Source organism: Chromobacterium sp. INPA-IVC, from assembly GCF_059047085.1.
Genome location: NZ_JBTNLS010000006.1, coordinates 1 through 16,473 on the forward strand (window position 1 = coordinate 1; position 16,473 = coordinate 16,473).

Sequence of the window (16,473 nt, forward strand, 5' to 3'; positions counted from 1 at the left end):
CGCAGACAAGCCCATGATCTGACAGAAGATATGAACAAAGGGTATTTGAACCTGCCTGTAAAAAAGCGCATGCCTGCCCGCTTCCGCCGCGCTGGAGCACCGCAAAACAAACAGGCCGGCGTTGCCGCCGGCCTGTTTCAATGCCCTTCCCACTCGTCCTTATAGATGGTCAAGCAGTTGCAATGGATGATCGATGTCGATATCCGCGCCCCACTGCTCCGGCTGGTCCTGCTCGGAGAAATAGCCCCAGTTGACCAGCACCGTCTTCATTCCAACATTGCGGCCCGCCTGGATATCGCGTTCGGCATCGCCGACATACATGCAATGTTCGGGCGCGATGCCGATCTGGCTGGTCGCGTGCAGCATCGGCTTGGGGTCGGGCTTGGCCACGCCGACGGTATCGCCGCTGACGATCACGGCCGGCGGAATGGCGAAAGGCAGCCACGGCACCAAACGGTCGGTGAAACGCATCGACTTGTTGGTGATGATGCCCCAGGCCAACCCCCGCTTATCCAGTTCGGAGATCAACTCATTCACGCCATCGAACAGCGTGGTCTCCCCCGCGAGGTTGGCATCATAGAGATCCATGAAACGCACCCGCAGCGCCTCCATCCGGTCGGCATCGAGATCGGCGCCGAAGCCAAGCCGAACCAGACCACGCGCGCCGTGGCTGGCGACGGGACGGATCAGCTCATAAGACAGGGGGGCGAGTCCCTCCTCCGCCAACAGGCGGTTCAACGCCGCGCCCAAATCGCGGGCGGTGTCGGCCAGCGTGCCGTCCAAATCGAACAATACTGCCTTGATCATGATTCCTGCTTCACCGGATTGGGAATGAGAGCAACATTGCACCATCAACGGATAGTCTTGCCAAGAAACAATCGATACGCCGGATTTTCGGTTTCCTCTATATAAGGATATCCGAGCGTGTCGAGGAATTGCTGGAAGGCTTGCGCGTCGCCGGACGGCACCTGAATGCCAACCAGCACCCGTCCGTAATCGGCGCCGTGATTGCGGTAATGGAACAAGCTGATGTTCCAGTCGGTGCGCATCGCCTCCAGGAAACGCATCAGCGCGCCGGGACGGTCCGGAAACTCGAAGCGCAGCACCCGCTCGTCCTTCAACTGCGGCGCATGCCCGCCGACCAAGTGGCGGATATGCAGCTTGGCCAGCTCGTTGTCGGTCAGGTCGATGCCATCCAGCTCCGCCGCGCGCAAGTCGCCGATCAGCCTTTCCACATCGTCCCGGCCGGCGATCTGCACGCCGACGAAGACATGGGCGACGCTGGGATCGGCAAAGCGGTAGTTGAACTCGGTGATGTTGCGTCCGCCGATCACCGAACAGAAGCGCTTAAAGCTGCCCGGCTTCTCCGGAATGGTGACGGCGATGATGGCCTCGCGCCGCTCGCCGAGCTCCGAGCGCTCCGACACATGGCGCAAGCGGTCGAAATTCATATTGGCGCCGCAGGAGATCGCCACCAGCGACTGCCCCTCGCAGCCTTCGCGCTCGATGTAGGCCTTGACCCCGGCTACCGCCAGCGCGCCGGCCGGTTCGACGATGGAGCGGGTGTCCTCGAAGATATCCTTGATCGCCGCGCAGATGGCGTCGGAATCGACCAGAATGATCTCGTCCAGCAACTCGCGGCAGATGCGGAAGGTTTCCTCTCCCACCAGCTTGACTGCCACGCCGTCAGCGAACAGGCCGACGTCCTTCAGCTCGACCCGCTCGCCCTTCTCTATAGACTGGCGCATCGCGTCGGAATCCACCGGCTGCACGCCGATGATCTTGATCTCCGGCTTCAGCCGCTTGATGAAGCTGGCCACGCCGGCCGCCAGACCGCCGCCGCCGATGGCGACGAACACCGCATTCAGATCATCCGGATGCTGGCGCAAGATTTCCATGCCCACCGTGCCCTGACCAGCAATCACATCCGGATCGTCGAACGGCGGAATATAAGTGCGGCCGCTTTCCTCAGCCAGCTTCACCGCATGCTGAAAAGCCTCGTTGAACGAATCGCCCGACAACACCACCTGGCCGCCGCGCTGCTTCACCGCATCGATCTTGATCTGCGGCGTGGTCACCGGCATCACGATCACCGCCTCGCAACCCAGCTTGCTGGCCGACAGCGCCACGCCCTGGGCGTGGTTGCCGGCGCTGGCGGTGATCACGCCGCGCGCGCGCTGCTCGGGCGTCAGCTTGGCCATCTTGTTGTAAGCGCCGCGCAGCTTGAACGAGAACACCGGCTGCAGGTCCTCGCGCTTGAGCAGGATGTTGTTGCGGTAACGACGCGACAGATTGGGGGCCAGCTCCAGCGGCGTTTCCACCGCCACGTCGTAAACCCGCGAAGTGAGGATGCGTTCCAGATAGTCTTGCTTGTTGCTCATGGCGATGCCTTGTCCCTGATAGTTTCTTGTATTTGAACTGTCAGAGTATCAGGAACTCCAAACCAGCGGGAGACCTGTCCGGCAGAATTTGCTGCATTGCAATATGCAACATGTCGGACAGGCTTTTTCCGGCTGCGCAGGTAGCCCGAGTGTGTATAATCAACGGCTACTGTTTGTTACCCCTAGCAAGCCCCCTCCAGAAAATGAAAAAATTCACCTCTGCCCTGGTGGCCGCCGCGCTGGCGCTGCCCTCGTTTGGCTTTGCCAATACCGCATTCGTGCCGCCGACGCCGGAAATCGCCGGCAAGGCCTATTACCTGCTCGACTACAACAGCCAGCAGGTGCTCGCCGCCCGCGATCCGGACGCCCGCGTCGAACCGGCCTCGCTGACCAAGCTGATGACCGCCTATCTGACTTTCAAGGCGCTGAAGGAAAAGCGCCTGTCTCTGGAACAGACGCTGACCGTGTCTCAGCGCGGCTGGAAGACCGAAGGCTCGCGGATGTTCCTGGACCCGAAAGTCCCGGCCAAAGTCGATGACCTGATCAAGGGCATGATCGTCCAGTCCGGCAACGACGCCTGCGTGACGCTGGCCGAAGCCATCGCCGGCAGCGAAGACGTGTTCGGCCAGCTGATGACCCAGCAGGCGCAAAAGCTGGGCATGAAGAACACCCAGTTCAAGAACGCCACCGGTCTGCCGCACGACGGCCATTACACCACGGTGCACGATCTGGGCATCCTGGCCGCCGCGCTGATCCGCGATTATCCCGAGTTCTACCCGATCTACTCGATGAAGTCGTTCACCTACAACAACATCAAGCAGCCGAACCGCAACCTGCTGCTGTACCGCGACCCCAACGTCGACGGCATGAAGACCGGCTATACCGACAGCGCCGGCTACAATATGGTCACCTCCAGCCACCGCGATGGCCGCCGCGTGATCTCCGTCGTCGTCGGCACTGCCAGCCCCGAGGCGCGCGCGGTGGAAAGCTCCAAACTGCTGAACTACGGCTTGCAATTCTTCGACACGCCCAAACTTTATGCTGCGAATACCCGCGTCTCGGACGTTTCCGTGTACAAGGGCAGCGAAAAGGCGGTTTCCGTAGGCTTCAGCGGCGACGTGTTCGCCACCGTGGCCAAGGGCCAGGCCGCCAAGCTGAAGGCCGACATGACCACCATGCAGCCGCTGATCGCGCCGATCAAGGCCGGCCAGGTGGTGGGCAAGCTGACCGTCACCCTTGATGGGAAACCTCTACTGGAGCGTCCGGTGGTAGCATTGAAAGCCGTGGAAGAAGGCGGCTTCTTCAGCCGGCTGTGGGACAGCCTGAAGCTGATGCTCGGCTGGAAGTAAGCCGCGGTATAATAGTATTCAGTAGTACGCAGCGCCGCGGCTCGTCCGCGGCCTGCCATTTTGTAATCGCATCAGAGTAGCCAGACATGTCCGACGAAAAACAGGAACTGATGGAATTCCCCTGTCGCTTTCCGCTCAAGATCATGGGCGAGCGGCATGATGAATTCGTCACCACCATCACCGAAGTGGTTCGCATCAACGCCCCCGATCTCGCCGAGATCGATGTGGTGCTGCGCGAAAGCTCCGGCGGCCGCTTCTATGCGCTGACCGTCACCGTCACCGCCACCTCGCGCCAGCAGCTCGACAACATCTATCTGTCGCTGACCGGCCACCCGATGGTAAAGATGGTCCTCTAAAAACACCGGGAGTTCAGGTGCCTCGCATCATCAAACATCTGGGCCGGGTCGATTACGAGCCGACCTGGCGCGCCATGCAGGCCTTCACCGACAGCCGCGCCGCCGAGACCCGCGACGAGCTGTGGGTGGTGGAACATCCGCCGGTATTCACCCAAGGCCTCGCCGGCAAGCCGGAACATCTGCTGCAGCAGAACGACGTCCCGGTGGTGAAGACCGACCGCGGCGGCCAGATCACCTATCACGGCCCCGGCCAACTGGTGGTCTACCTGCTGGTGGACTTCAAGCGCATGCGCGTCGGCGTGCGCGACTTGGTGCGCCACATCGAACAGGCCATCATCGACATGCTGGCCGAACAGGGCATCGCCGCCAATGGCGACGTGGACGCGCCCGGCGTCTATGTGGACGGCGCCAAGATCGCCTCGCTGGGCCTGCGCATCAAGAACGGCGCCACCTACCACGGCCTGAGCCTGAATGTGGACATGGACCTGACCCCGTTTAGCTGGATCAACCCTTGCGGCTACGCCAACCTCAAGGTGACCCAAATGAAGAATCTGGGCGTGAACCTCACGGTCGCCGAAGCCGCCGACAAGCTGCTGCCGCACCTGGAACGCCACCTGAGCATAAGCAAGGAGACCGCATGAAGCCGGACAACCAGGCCGGGGTGAAGCACAAGGGCGCGGCCAAGACCGCCCGCATCCCGATCAAGATCGTGCCGCTGGACGAAAAGCTGAAAAAGCCGGAGTGGATCCGCGCCAAGCTGCCCAACGGCCAGCGCTTCCACGAGATCAAACAGATCCTGCGCGAGCAGAAGCTGCACACCGTCTGCGAAGAAGCCACCTGCCCGAACATCGGCGAGTGCTTCAGCAAGGGCACCGCCACCTTCATGATCATGGGCGACATCTGCACCCGCCGCTGCCCATTCTGCGACGTCGGCCACGGCCGCCCCAATCCGCTGGACCCGAACGAGCCCAAGCACCTGGCCGAGAGCGTGGCCGCGATGCGGCTCAAATACGTGGTGGTCACCTCGGTGGACCGCGACGACCTGCGCGACGGCGGCGCCCAGCACTTCGCCGACTGCATCGGCGCGGTGCGTACCATGTCGCCGAACACCCAGATCGAAACGCTGGTGCCGGATTTCCGCGGCCGCCTGGACATCGCCGTCGACATTCTGACCCAGACGCCGCCGGACGTGATGAACCACAACCTGGAAACCGTGCCGCGCCTGTACAAGCAGGCCCGCCCGGGCGCCGACTACGCGCACTCGCTGCAGCTCCTCAAGGACTACAAGGCGAAGAATCCCGACGTCCGCACCAAGTCCGGCCTGATGGTCGGCCTGGGCGAGACCGACGAGGAAATCCTGGAAGTGATGCGCGACATGCGCGCCCACAACGTGGACATGCTGACCATCGGCCAATATCTGCAGCCGTCCGACGGCCACCTGCCGGTGCTGCGCTACGTGCATCCGGACGTGTTCAAGATGTTCGAGGAAAAAGCCTACGAAATGGGCTTCGTCCACGCCGCCGTCGGCGCCATGGTGCGCTCCAGCTACCACGCGGACGAACAGGCGCACGAAGCGGGCGTGTAACGCCGAAAATCAATACCCCAAGCGGCATCCGGGATCAAAATCCGGATGCCGTTTTTCTACTCCCCTCCACTTCCGCCATTCCCGAAAGCGGATATCTTTCCCGGATTAGACAAATCCGCCACGCCGATTCGATCAAATAACAATCGGGTTTGATTTAATAACGAATTTCGCTTATAGTTGGCTTGTTATTAATTTTGCAAAGGCAGACCGTGGACAACGACGGTTCTAGTCGATCTTCGATCGCAGTTTAAGCCTTGCAGGATTTCAGCAGACCGAACACCCTTCCTCTGCCGCATCCTGCAAGCAGGATGTGGCGTCCAGATCCGGCGACAAGCCGGCTCCCAAGCCGCAATACGACGCACCGCGCCTCATGACGGACACTGCCCGGCCTTAATCGGCCGCGCCGTTCAAGCAGGCCCGCGTCGCTGCGGCCAACGCCCCCATCGACAGATCACGCGTCAGACGGATTGTTTGCGCATGCTTTCGTTTCGCAAAGGAGATTCCATGCCGGAAGAGCCAGAACCGCGAGCGAATGCGTCGCACGCCTGCCGGACAGGCTGACCTTCCCCCGGGTGGGAATAAGCAGACCAGCAGCTGCGCGATATTCGCTCGTTCAATATCGGAGTACGTCCACGATTACGGTTTATTCAACCGGAACGGGATGTTTATTACCTGTTGAAATAATAATGGGGGACTCAATATGCACGCCCTGAAATTGACCCAGCTGCTGAAATACTTCACCCGCAATAATCAAACTGCCGCATCCGCCGATTTCCGTCTGAATATCGTTTGCGATAAAGACGTGATCACCACGCTGCGCAAACGCCTGTTTTGGGAAATGCACGATCTGGGCCTGCGCGCCTCTCAGGTCACCATCGCGCCGGAAGGTTCCGATAGCCACTGCAAGCTGTCGGTAGTGCTGAATTGCCCGCTGCAGCAGCGCCAGATTCTGGACGACATGGCGCTGCGCCTGAGCCAGCTGCCGGAAATCCACCGCGTCCACTGGGGCCGCCGCGCACAAGCCGCCCGCCCACAGACGCGCGGACTGTTCGGCCACGGCCGCGCCAGAATCGCCTGACATCCATAGATTCATCCGCCACGCCACCTTAAGCGAGGAACACGCCGACATGCCCGAAGAGCCCGAGCCGCAAACAGCAAGCCTTCGCCGCCGGTAATCCCCCGTCGTAAGCATCGGGGAATGCCGCCGCGGCATGACCCGATCCGTTTCGCGTCCCCAAGCAGGACGCGGACATCCGTCGCCGCGCGCGATGGCCGGTCCGTCCGGCCCCGCGCGGCCAGGAGCTTACGATGATGCAGAATCCCTTCCTGAATCCGCGCCAGCAACAGCGCTACCAATTGTCCATCGCCTGCCCGGCCATGTCGCTGGGCGCGGCCCGCCGCGAACTGCGCGGCCAGGCGCTGAAACATGGCCTGCGCATCCTGCAATGGCGGGAACAGCCGCAGGCCCCCGCCCGCGGCGCCATCCTGGCCGCCGCGCCCTGGCTGATCAGCGCGGACTTCCGTTCCGACTCCACCGCCTGCATGCATTTCCTGCAGGGCATCGCCCAGCGCCTGACCACGCTGCCGCTGACCCAGGTGAAGCTGGAATGCCTGTCGCTGCCGCCCACCGCCAACCGCGCGCTGGCCTGACGCCGTCTTCCGAAATCACGCGCCGCGCCTTCCCGGCCGGCGCCCAAGCAGCACAGGAGACGGCATGACATAGCACCCCCACCACCTTTTGAGATGCCACCCGCTGGGGCGTTCGCGCAGAGCCCCCCAACGGGCGGCAATGTTCTCTCGCTTTTCGAGCTGACACATTGTCGGCGCTGATGCACGAGAGCCTGCTCACGATCCTTTCCGACATCGGCCGTTTCACGGCGCGCGGAAGGCGGGATCGCGGGCATGCTCGAATGGCAGGGCTGGTCGTGCCCGCAGCGCCAGGAGATTTACCATGACCAAGAACCTCACCCCCCGCAAACGGAACCGGGGCTTCATCGCCGCTCCGGGCAAAACCGGCGACCAAATCGCCTTCCGTCTGGCCCACGAAGCCTTGCTGCCGCAGGAAGAAACCTTCAAGCGGCTGCGCAGCCAGCCGGAAGGCCTGACCTCCGCCGAGGCCGCCCAGCGGCTGGAGCAATACGGCCGCAACGAAGTGGCCCACGACAAGCCGCCGCATGCGCTGATTCAGCTGCTGCTGGCATTCAAGAACCCGTTCGTGATGGTGCTGATCGCGCTGGCCGCGATCAGCTACGTGATGGATATCGCGATGGCGGCCCCGGACGACCAAGACTGGACCAAGGTCATCATCCTGGCCAGCATGATCGGCGTCAGCGGCATGCTGCGTTTCTGGCAGGAATACCGCTCGGCCAAGGCGGCGGAAAAACTGAAATCGCTGGTGCGCAACACCGCCACCGTCCAGCGCCGCCCTACTTCGCCGACCGTGCCCTTGCGCATGGAGGTGCCGATGACCGAGCTGGTGGTCGGCGACATCGTCCACCTGCAAGCCGGCGACATGGTGCCCGCCGATGTGCGGCTGCTGGAATCCCGCGACCTGTTCATCAGCCAGGCGGTATTGACCGGCGAGGCGCTGCCGGTGGAGAAGTACGACACCCTAGGCTCAGTGGCCGCCAAATCCGCCGATGGCCAGACCGACGGCGACGCCGGTTTGCTTGACCTCTCCAACGCCTGCTTCATGGGCACCAACGTGGTGTCCGGCACTGCCCGCGCGGTGGTGGTGGCCACCGGCACCGATACCTATTTCGGCTCGCTGGCGCGCAACGTGGTCAGCCACAAGCGCATCGAGACCAGCTTCGACAAGGGCGTCAACAGCGTGTCCTGGCTGCTGATCCGCTTCATGCTGGTGATGGTGCCCATCGTCTTCATGATCAACGGCGTCACCAAGGGCGACTGGATGTCCGCCCTCACCTTCGCGCTGGCGGTGGCCGTGGGCCTGACGCCGGAAATGCTGCCGATGATCGTCTCCGCCAACCTGGCCAAGGGCGCGGTGGCGATGGCGCGGCGCAAGGTGGTGGTGAAGCGGCTGAACTCGGTGCAGAACTTCGGCGCGATGGATGTGCTGTGCACCGACAAGACCGGCACCCTGACCCAGGACAAGATCATCCTGGAGCACCATTACGACGTCTACGGCGACAAGGACGAAACCACGCTGCAGCTGGCCTGGCTCAACAGCTTCCACCAGAGCGGCATGAAGAACCTGATGGACATCGCCATCGTCGAACGCGCCGACGAGCTGGGCGAGCGAGTCAAGCTGCGCCATTACAGCAAGGTGGACGAACTGCCGTTCGACTTCGAGCGCCGCCGGCTGTCGGTGATCCTGCAGGAGCAGAATGGCCAGCAGCTGATGGTGTCCAAGGGCGCGGTGGAAGAGATGCTGGCTGTCTGCAGCCACATCCAGGATGGAGACGACGTGCGCGTGCTGAACGCGGAAGAGCGCGCCCGCCTGCTGCGCCTGAGCCAGGAGTTCAACGCCGAAGGCTACCGCGTGCTGGTGGTGGCTACCCGCCATATCCCGTCCGACGAGCGCAAGAACGCTTACCAGACCGCCGACGAAAAAGGCCTGGTGGCGCGCGGCTTCCTGACCTTCCTCGATCCGCCGAAGGATTCGGCCGCGCCGGCGATCAAGGCGCTGAACGAGTACGGCGTCACGGTCAAAGTACTGACCGGCGACAATCCCATCGTCACCGCCAAGGTCTGCCGCGACGTCGGCCTCAATCCGGGCAAGCCGCTGCTGGGCCCGGAAATCGAGGCGATGGACGATGTGGCGCTGTGCGCCGCGGTCAAACGCACCACCATTTTCGCCAAGCTGACGCCGCTGCAAAAGTCTCGCGTAGTGAAAGCATTGCAGGCCAACGGCCATACCGTCGGCTTCCTCGGCGACGGCATCAACGACGCGCCGGCGCTGCGCGACGCCGACGTCGGCATCTCGGTGGACAGCGGCGCCGACATCGCCAAGGAAACCGCCGACATCATCCTGCTGGAAAAGAGCCTGATGGTGCTGGAAGAAGGCGTGATCAAGGGCCGCGAAACCTTCGGCAACATCCTCAAGTACCTGAACATGACCGCCAGCTCCAACTTCGGCAACGTGTTCTCGGTGCTGGTGGCCTCGGCCTGGCTGCCATGGGAGCCGATGCTGGCGATGCAGCTGTTGCTGCAGAACCTGATCTACGACTTGTCGCAGATGTTCCTGCCTTGGGACAAGATGGACCCGGATTTCCTGAAGAAGCCGCGCAAATGGGAAGCCGGCAACATCAAGCGCTTCATGCTGTGGCTGGGACCGACGTCCTCGGTGTTCGACATCACCACCTACATCCTGCTGTGGACAGTGTTCGGCGCAGGCGCGGCCTACCACATGCACGGCGGCGACGGCGGCCAGCTGATCATGAACACCGGCTGGTTCATGGAAGGCCTGATCTCGCAGACGCTGGTGGTGCACATGCTGCGCACCCGCAAGATTCCGTTCCTGCAAAGCACGGCGTCGCTGCCGGTGCTGCTGTCGACTTCGATCGCCATCGCCATCGCCTGCTACCTGCCGTTCTCGCCGATCGCGTCCTCGCTGGGCTTCATCCAGTTGGACTCCAGCTACTTCTGGTGGCTGCTGCTGACGATGGCCGGCTATCTGGCGCTGACGCAGACGGTGAAGACCATCTACATCAAGCGTTACGGCCAATGGTTCTGAGCATCTGACAACACAGCAACGCCATAACATGCCTGAGGCCGGTCCACGACCGGCCTTTTTCATATCGCCAACCCGCCTGTAGTTCAGCAACCTCCAAGCCACCAGGCTTTTTGTGCAAAACCTGCACTTTTAGACAGCTAGTATTCGTACCTAAGCGCTCCCGTCTCTTCTTCCCTCCTCATGAAAATCACGGCCCCTCCCTCATGCCGGCCGCCTCCCGCAAGCTGTGGAAATTAATCCGGCAAGGCTTCGTCCATATCCATCCGCTCCGGGCTGAATTACCACAAACAGTATCCATTCCAATAACCAGATGGAGAAAATCATGAGCATGGACGATGCAGGCGGCCAGAAGCGCTGGGCGCGCGATTATGTGTTCGACATTCTGAGCCAGCTGGGCATACACCGCATTTTCGGCGTGCCCGGCACCAACGAGATTCCCATCATCGACGGCACCTCCTACCCGGAAAACGAGGTGGAGTACATTGAATGCCTGCACGAGAACATCGCCATCGGCGCGGCGATGGGTTCGGCGCGGATGACCGGCAAGCCCGGGGTGCTGGTGGTCCACGTAACGCCCGGCATCGCCCACGCCATCGGCAATCTGTTCAACGCTTGGCGCTCGCAAGCGCCGCTGGTGATCCTGTGTTGCCAGCAGCAGAACGAGCTGGTCACCCAGGAGCCACTCTTGGCATCCAATCTGGTGGACCTGGCCCGCCAATACACCAAGTGGGCGCATGAGGTCCGCACCGAGCAGGAATTGCCGATGGTGTTGCAGCGCGCGTTCAAGGAGGCGATGGCGCCGCCCAACGGCCCGGTTTTCGTCGCCATTCCTTGGGAATTCACCATGCGCCGCATCGGCGACGACGATCGCATCAAGGGCGTGACGAAGATCTCGCCGCACTTCACCGCCGATCGCCAGGCGATAGCGCAGGCGGCGCAGCTGCTGCGCGAGGCCAAGAATCCCATCATCGTCACCGGAGACGCCGCCGGCTACGCCGAAGCCTGGCCGGAACTGCAGCGGATGGCGGAGCTGCTGGGCGCGCCGGTGCTGCAGCAAACCTTCAGCAGCCTGGCCAACTTCCCCAACAACGATTACCACTGGCAGGGCGAGCTGCCCGGCAGCCAATCCGGCGTGCAGCAAGTGTTCGCCGGCCATGACGTCGCCTTTCTATGCGGCTTCAGCAACCAGGCGCAGATCACGGTCTACAAGTACAGCGACGGCCCGCTGATCCCGCCAAATGTCACCCAGGTCTACCTCAGCAACCACACCTGGGACATCGGCAAGAACTACTACGGAGAGGCCGCGCTGTTCGGCGACCTGAAAGCCACGCTGCCGCTGATCAACCAGCTGATCGGCGACCAGCCCTCCCCGGCGGCCGTCGCGCGCAACGCCAAGCTGAAAGAACTGGCCGCCCAGCGCAAGATCGCCTGGGACGCCTATCTACGCGAAGCGATGCACCAGAACGAGATCTGGGCGGTGGTGATCGCCGACGCGCTGCGCAAGGAAATCGGCGAGCGCCAGCTGGAAAAGCAGTTCGTCTACGTGCACGAGGCGGTATCCGATCCGGCGCCGTTCCAATACCTGCTGCCGTTCACCGACCAAGCGGCCGCGCCGATCAGCTACTACTGCGTCGGCGGCGGCTCGCTGGGCTGGTCGATGCCGGCCACGCTGGGCATCAAGCTGGAACCAGACGGCTGCCAGGGCATAGACACCCGCTTCGTCGTCGCCGCCACCGGCGACGGCTCCTCGCTGTTCTACCCGCAAACCTGGTGGACCGCGCAACACCGCCAGCTGGGCGTGCTCTACATCATCACCAACAACCACGAATACCACACGCTGCAGATGGGTCTGCAGCAGGTGGAGTCGATATACGGCGACGCGCCCGGCTACGAGTGGACCGCCAAGACGCAAGACCCGGAATACCTGCGCATCCATCGTCCCAAGCCGGATTTCGTCACCCTGGCCAAGGCCTTCGGCGGCATGGAGGGCGAGGTCGTCCGCCATCCGGAAGACGTGCGCGCGGCGGTCAGGCGCGGCATTGACCACGCGCTGGGCGGCCACGCCTACGTGCTGGACATGCACACCGTTGGCCTGGAGCAAACCCCGCCGACGCCGGAAGAAGCCAATGCCCGCTACGAAAAACAGCCCCGACTGGACTGCTTCCACTTCGGCGCGGACGCGCTGCGGCGCAACGACGATGCGGGCCTGCCGGGCAATGTGCCGGTGATCTTCTGAACGCAATCCACCCAGAGAAGGAAACAGCACCATGGCTGAAGAAAATTTCGACATCGCCATCGTCGGCGGCGGCGTATCCGGCGTCTATTGCGCCTGGCGGCTGAAACAAACCAACCCCGGACAGAAGATCGCCGTATTCGAAGCCAGCGACCACATCGGCGGACGGCTGCTGTCGGTGCGCCCGCCCGATATTCCCGACATGGTGGCGGAGCTGGGCGGCATGCGCATCCTGCCCGCGGTGCAGCCGCTGGTGACGAAATTGATCACCGAATTGAATCAGGAGCTGCCGGCCGACGAACAGATCACGCTCTACAAGTTTCCGGTGGACGAGCCCCAGAACATCGCCTTCCTGCGCGGCGTCTACCTGCGCCTGGCCGACTTCACCAATGATCCGGACATCGTTCCCTACCAGCTGAATTTCATCGATCACGGCCAGAGCGCCGGCGAGGTGATCGTCAACGCGATCGAACAGATCGTGCCCGGCATCACCAACTCTAACCTGAACGAGGAACAGCGCCGCGAGATGGCGCAAAGCGCCGAGTTCGGCGGCGTGCCGCTGTACAAGCAAGGCTTCTGGAACGTGCTGCTGCGGGTCATCACCGGCGAGGCCTACCACTACGCCGAAGATGTCGGCGGCTACGACTCCACCCTGTGCAACTGGAACGCGGCGGACGCGATTCCATGGTATCTGTCCGACTTCGGGGTCAGCCCGCAATACATGGGCTTCAGCAACGGCTTCCAGCAGGTGCCGCTGTCGCTGGCCCAGCTGTTTGAAAAATCCGGCGGCGACGTCAGGCTGGCATCCCACATCTCCCACATCACCTTGCAGGGAGACGGCTTCGCCTTCCAGGTCAACGGCAGCGCGGCGACGGCCAAGAAGCTGATCCTGGCGATGCCGCGCCGCTCGCTGGAACTGCTGACCGCCACCAGCCCGGCGCTGCAGGACGCCAAGACCCAGGCGCTGATCTCCACCGTCACGCCGCGGCCGCTGTTCAAGCTGTTCACCACCTATGACAGCCCCTGGTGGCGCAACACCGGCTACTCCTCCACCAACGCCAAGGGCGAACCGATCTACATCGCGGTGCAGGCCGGCCGCTCGGTCACCGACCTGCCGGTGCGGCAAACCTACTATTGGCCGAAGAGCGATGGCACCGCCCCCACCGAAGGCCATGCGATGCTGCTGGCCAGCTACGACGACGGCGACAACACCGGCTTCTGGGACGGGCTGCGCGCCAAGCGCCGCCAGCCCAGAGCGCTCGGCAGGGATGTGGCGCAGCTGGCCGATCCCTTCATCGGCGTGGACGACAATGTGCAGCGCGACGAGCTGGACTGGCACCAGTACAAGGCGCCGCGGATGATGACCGAGGAAGTGACCCGCCAGCTGACCGTGATGCACAGCCTGAACTACACCCCCAAGGTGCGCAACGCCGCCTACCGCGACTGGGGCGACGATCCGTTCGGCGGCGGCTGGAACAGCTGGAACATCGGCGTGAAGAGCTGGGAAGTGAAACATGCCGTGGTGCAGCCAACCGACCTGCCGCTGTACATCTGCGGCGAGGCCTATTCCGACGCGCAGGGCTGGGTGGAGGGCGCGCTGCAAACCGCCGGCTATCTGCTGGAAAAACTCGGCGTCGCGCCCTTCCCGCAGTGATCGACGCTTAGGCAACGGACCGTCCGGCCAAGCCGGCGGTCCGTTTTCAAATCCGGTCCTGATCCACCAATCCCAGGCGCGGCACCACGGCGCCCTCTCCCAGCACCGTCCCCGGCGACAATACCGCGTTGGCCCCCACCCGCACGCCATCGCCCAACAAGGCGCCCAGCTTTTCCAGCCCCGGCAGCAACACCTTGCCGGCCACATGCAGGCGTATGGTCTTGTCGCCTCGCTCGTTCCAGTGATTGGCCAGGATGCTCCCGGCCTCCAGGTTGACGTCGGCGCCCAGCACCGAATCGCCGACGAAATTGAAGTGCGCCAGCCGGCTGCCCGGCCCGACGATGGAAGTCTTGATCTCGCAGCCGGGCCCGACCGTCGCGCCAGGACATAGAACCACCCCGCCGCGCAGATAGGCGTGGGCGGCCACCCGGCAACCGGGGCCTATCCAGACCGGCCCCTTCAGGATCGCCCCCGCCTCCCGTGTTGCGCCGCGATGGATCATCGCCTCGCCATCCAACACCCATTCTTCAGGGTTAGCTGCGGCGCGCAGCGCCGCCAACGCATCAGGCAAGTCTCCCAGCCATCGCCAGGGCTCGTCGGCGACATCAAGCCAGGGCAAAGCCTGGGCCACGGAATGAAACAAGCGGTGAAATCCCGGCATCTGGCGCTCCTCAGGGCAAAGAAGCTATTTGACGCGCGCAAGCGCAGGCCGGCAAGCATCCAAAACAAAACTGCCGCCCCCTTGCGGGAACGGCAGTTTGTATCGGCGCGCCGATGTCAGCCCATCGGCGCGGCCTGTTCTAATCCGTTGCCGGTATTAGAAGGAGTGAACCATGTTCAGGCCCACGCCGCGCAGCTTGTTACCGGCGGTAGCAGTGTCGCTGCCATTGGTGAAGATGGCTTGATCAGCCTTCACTTCGCCGTACTGCAGGCCAACGGTGGTGCGCTTGGACATTTGGTAGTCCACGCCGACCAGGAACTGCTTGTAGCCGCTGTTCGGTTCGGAGTTGCCGTCAACCTTGACGTTGGTGCCTTGCGCGTAAGTCAGTTTCGGCGTGAAGGCGCCCAGGGTGTAGGCGGCGGTCAGCGCGTACTCTTGCGACTTGTACTTGCTGCCATCCAGAGCCGGAGCATTATCGCCCAGGAAGTAGCTCAGCGGGGTCACGGAGCTGTCGCCGCGGTCGTTGCGGTAGCCGAAGGCAACCAGCAGGTTGTTGGCGTTGTAGCCAGCTTCCAGACGGTGGCTGTCATTGGACTGAGTACGCACGCCAGCGATGGTCACCGGAGTCTGGTGGATGTACTGGTACTTGCCGAAGAAGCCGCTGTTCTCGTAGGACAGGCCCAGGTTATACAGCTCGCGGGAGCTATCGCTAGGCACGGTAGCGAAGGAAGCGGTCTTGTCTTCCTTGGTGCCGTACAGGAACGCGCCTTGGAAACCGTTGTAGTTGGCGGTGTCGAAGCGGATGGCGTTCTTCACGCGAACATCGTCACGGGTGAAGGCGTTCAGCTGCAGTGCATCGCTGGAGCTTTCCCACGGATTCACGACGCTCATGTTGGAGTCGCTGAAGGTGGAAATGTTGCCCAGGCGAACCTTGCCGTAGCCGGTATCCAGGCCAACGAAGGATTCGCGGCTGGCGAACGTGCCGTACTTCTGACGGTTGGAGCCATCGATGTCGAAGCCGCTCTCAACCTGCCAGATGGCCTTCAGGCCATTGCCCAGGTCTTCGCTGCCTTTGAAGCCGATGCGGGAGCCCATGTCATCAACGTTGGTCTTGTTGATGCCTGCAGCATCAACATTTTCCACGCCGGCCTTCAATTGGCCGTAGATGGTGACATCAGCGAATGCGGCAGCCGGCAAAGTGGCAACCGCCAGGGCGATCAGAGTTTTTTTCATGGTGAACAATCCTTGTGGCTTGTCTTAGAAAGCGATTGAATACTAATTCCACAGATGGATATATGCAAGTGAACACTTCGGTACTATGTTGTAAAAACACATCACAGCAGCAAAAATACAACACCAATCACTCAGTCAGGAATTTTGTCTAAACTTAACAAATTTGTGTATTTTTATTGCTTAATGAACATTAACAAAGCCATTAACGCCGAAACAATGTTCAGTATCGAAAAAAAAGGCCCACATGTGTGGGCCTTACATAAGGATAGACTTGACCTGAGCCTGCTCGAACCTAAGGAATGCAGACATCAACCAGACTCAATTT

At 62.2% G+C, this 16,473-nt stretch carries 13 protein-coding genes; 9 read left to right on the forward strand and 4 right to left on the reverse strand.

Going from position 1 to position 16,473, the window contains the following annotated elements; translation table 11 throughout:
- Positions 1 to 159: 159 nt before the first annotated feature.
- Together ACX17K_RS11675 and ilvA are read right to left on the reverse strand one after the other, a co-directional pair.
- Positions 160 to 807, reverse strand: coding sequence for an HAD family hydrolase (locus ACX17K_RS11675; RefSeq protein ID WP_493774933.1), 648 nt, complete (start codon positions 805 to 807; stop codon positions 160 to 162).
- Between the two features lie 44 nt (positions 808 to 851).
- A complete protein-coding gene (gene ilvA / locus ACX17K_RS11680; RefSeq protein ID WP_046157792.1) occupies positions 852 to 2,381 on the reverse strand; it encodes a threonine ammonia-lyase, biosynthetic in 1,530 nt (509 codons plus the stop codon).
- Between the two features lie 203 nt (positions 2,382 to 2,584).
- Here ilvA and ACX17K_RS11685 point away from each other — a divergent pair, with 203 nt between their 5' ends.
- From ACX17K_RS11685 to ACX17K_RS11725, 9 genes are all read left to right on the forward strand, one after another.
- Entirely contained in the window at positions 2,585 to 3,730 is a 1,146-nt protein-coding gene (locus ACX17K_RS11685; RefSeq protein WP_046157793.1) for a D-alanyl-D-alanine carboxypeptidase family protein, read from the forward strand.
- 86 nt (positions 3,731 to 3,816) lie between these two features.
- Positions 3,817 to 4,086 carry a YbeD family protein gene (locus ACX17K_RS11690; protein ID WP_493774934.1) on the forward strand — a complete coding sequence of 90 codons (270 nt, stop codon included), beginning with the start codon at positions 3,817 to 3,819 and terminating at the stop codon, positions 4,084 to 4,086.
- Positions 4,087 to 4,103: 17 nt separating this feature from the next.
- Positions 4,104 to 4,727 carry a lipoyl(octanoyl) transferase LipB gene (lipB, locus tag ACX17K_RS11695; RefSeq protein ID WP_021477524.1) on the forward strand — a complete coding sequence of 208 codons (624 nt, stop codon included), beginning with the start codon at positions 4,104 to 4,106 and terminating at the stop codon, positions 4,725 to 4,727.
- On the forward strand, positions 4,724 to 5,671 hold the full coding sequence (gene lipA, locus ACX17K_RS11700) for a lipoyl synthase (protein WP_343479331.1): 948 nt from the start codon (positions 4,724 to 4,726) through the stop codon (positions 5,669 to 5,671). The genes lipB and lipA overlap by 4 nt, the downstream gene beginning before the upstream one ends.
- 700 nt (positions 5,672 to 6,371) lie before the next feature.
- A complete protein-coding gene (locus ACX17K_RS11705) occupies positions 6,372 to 6,749 on the forward strand; it encodes a hypothetical protein (RefSeq protein ID WP_231162076.1) in 378 nt (125 codons plus the stop codon).
- A gap of 230 nt (positions 6,750 to 6,979) precedes the next feature.
- The gene (locus ACX17K_RS11710; RefSeq protein WP_021477519.1) at positions 6,980 to 7,321 is read left to right on the forward strand and encodes a hypothetical protein; all 342 of its coding nucleotides are present in this window, start codon (positions 6,980 to 6,982) and stop codon (positions 7,319 to 7,321) included.
- Between the two features lie 301 nt (positions 7,322 to 7,622).
- On the forward strand, positions 7,623 to 10,367 hold the full coding sequence (mgtA, locus tag ACX17K_RS11715) for a magnesium-translocating P-type ATPase (protein ID WP_493774935.1): 2,745 nt from the start codon (positions 7,623 to 7,625) through the stop codon (positions 10,365 to 10,367).
- 322 nt (positions 10,368 to 10,689) lie between these two features.
- A complete protein-coding gene (locus ACX17K_RS11720) occupies positions 10,690 to 12,603 on the forward strand; it encodes a thiamine pyrophosphate-binding protein (protein ID WP_493774936.1) in 1,914 nt (637 codons plus the stop codon).
- A 31-nt stretch (positions 12,604 to 12,634) separates the two neighbouring features.
- On the forward strand, positions 12,635 to 14,254 hold the full coding sequence (locus tag ACX17K_RS11725; protein ID WP_493774937.1) for a flavin monoamine oxidase family protein: 1,620 nt from the start codon (positions 12,635 to 12,637) through the stop codon (positions 14,252 to 14,254).
- A 46-nt stretch (positions 14,255 to 14,300) separates the two neighbouring features.
- Here the strand turns inward: ACX17K_RS11725 and ACX17K_RS11730 are convergent, their stop codons facing one another.
- Both ACX17K_RS11730 and ACX17K_RS11735 read right to left on the reverse strand, forming a co-directional pair.
- Positions 14,301 to 14,915: an LbetaH domain-containing protein gene (locus ACX17K_RS11730; protein ID WP_493774938.1), complete on the reverse strand. Its 615-nt coding sequence runs from the start codon at positions 14,913 to 14,915 to the stop codon at positions 14,301 to 14,303.
- Between the two features lie 156 nt (positions 14,916 to 15,071).
- Positions 15,072 to 16,148, reverse strand: coding sequence for a porin (locus ACX17K_RS11735; RefSeq protein ID WP_343479339.1), 1,077 nt, complete (start codon positions 16,146 to 16,148; stop codon positions 15,072 to 15,074).
- Positions 16,149 to 16,473 lie beyond the last annotated feature (325 nt).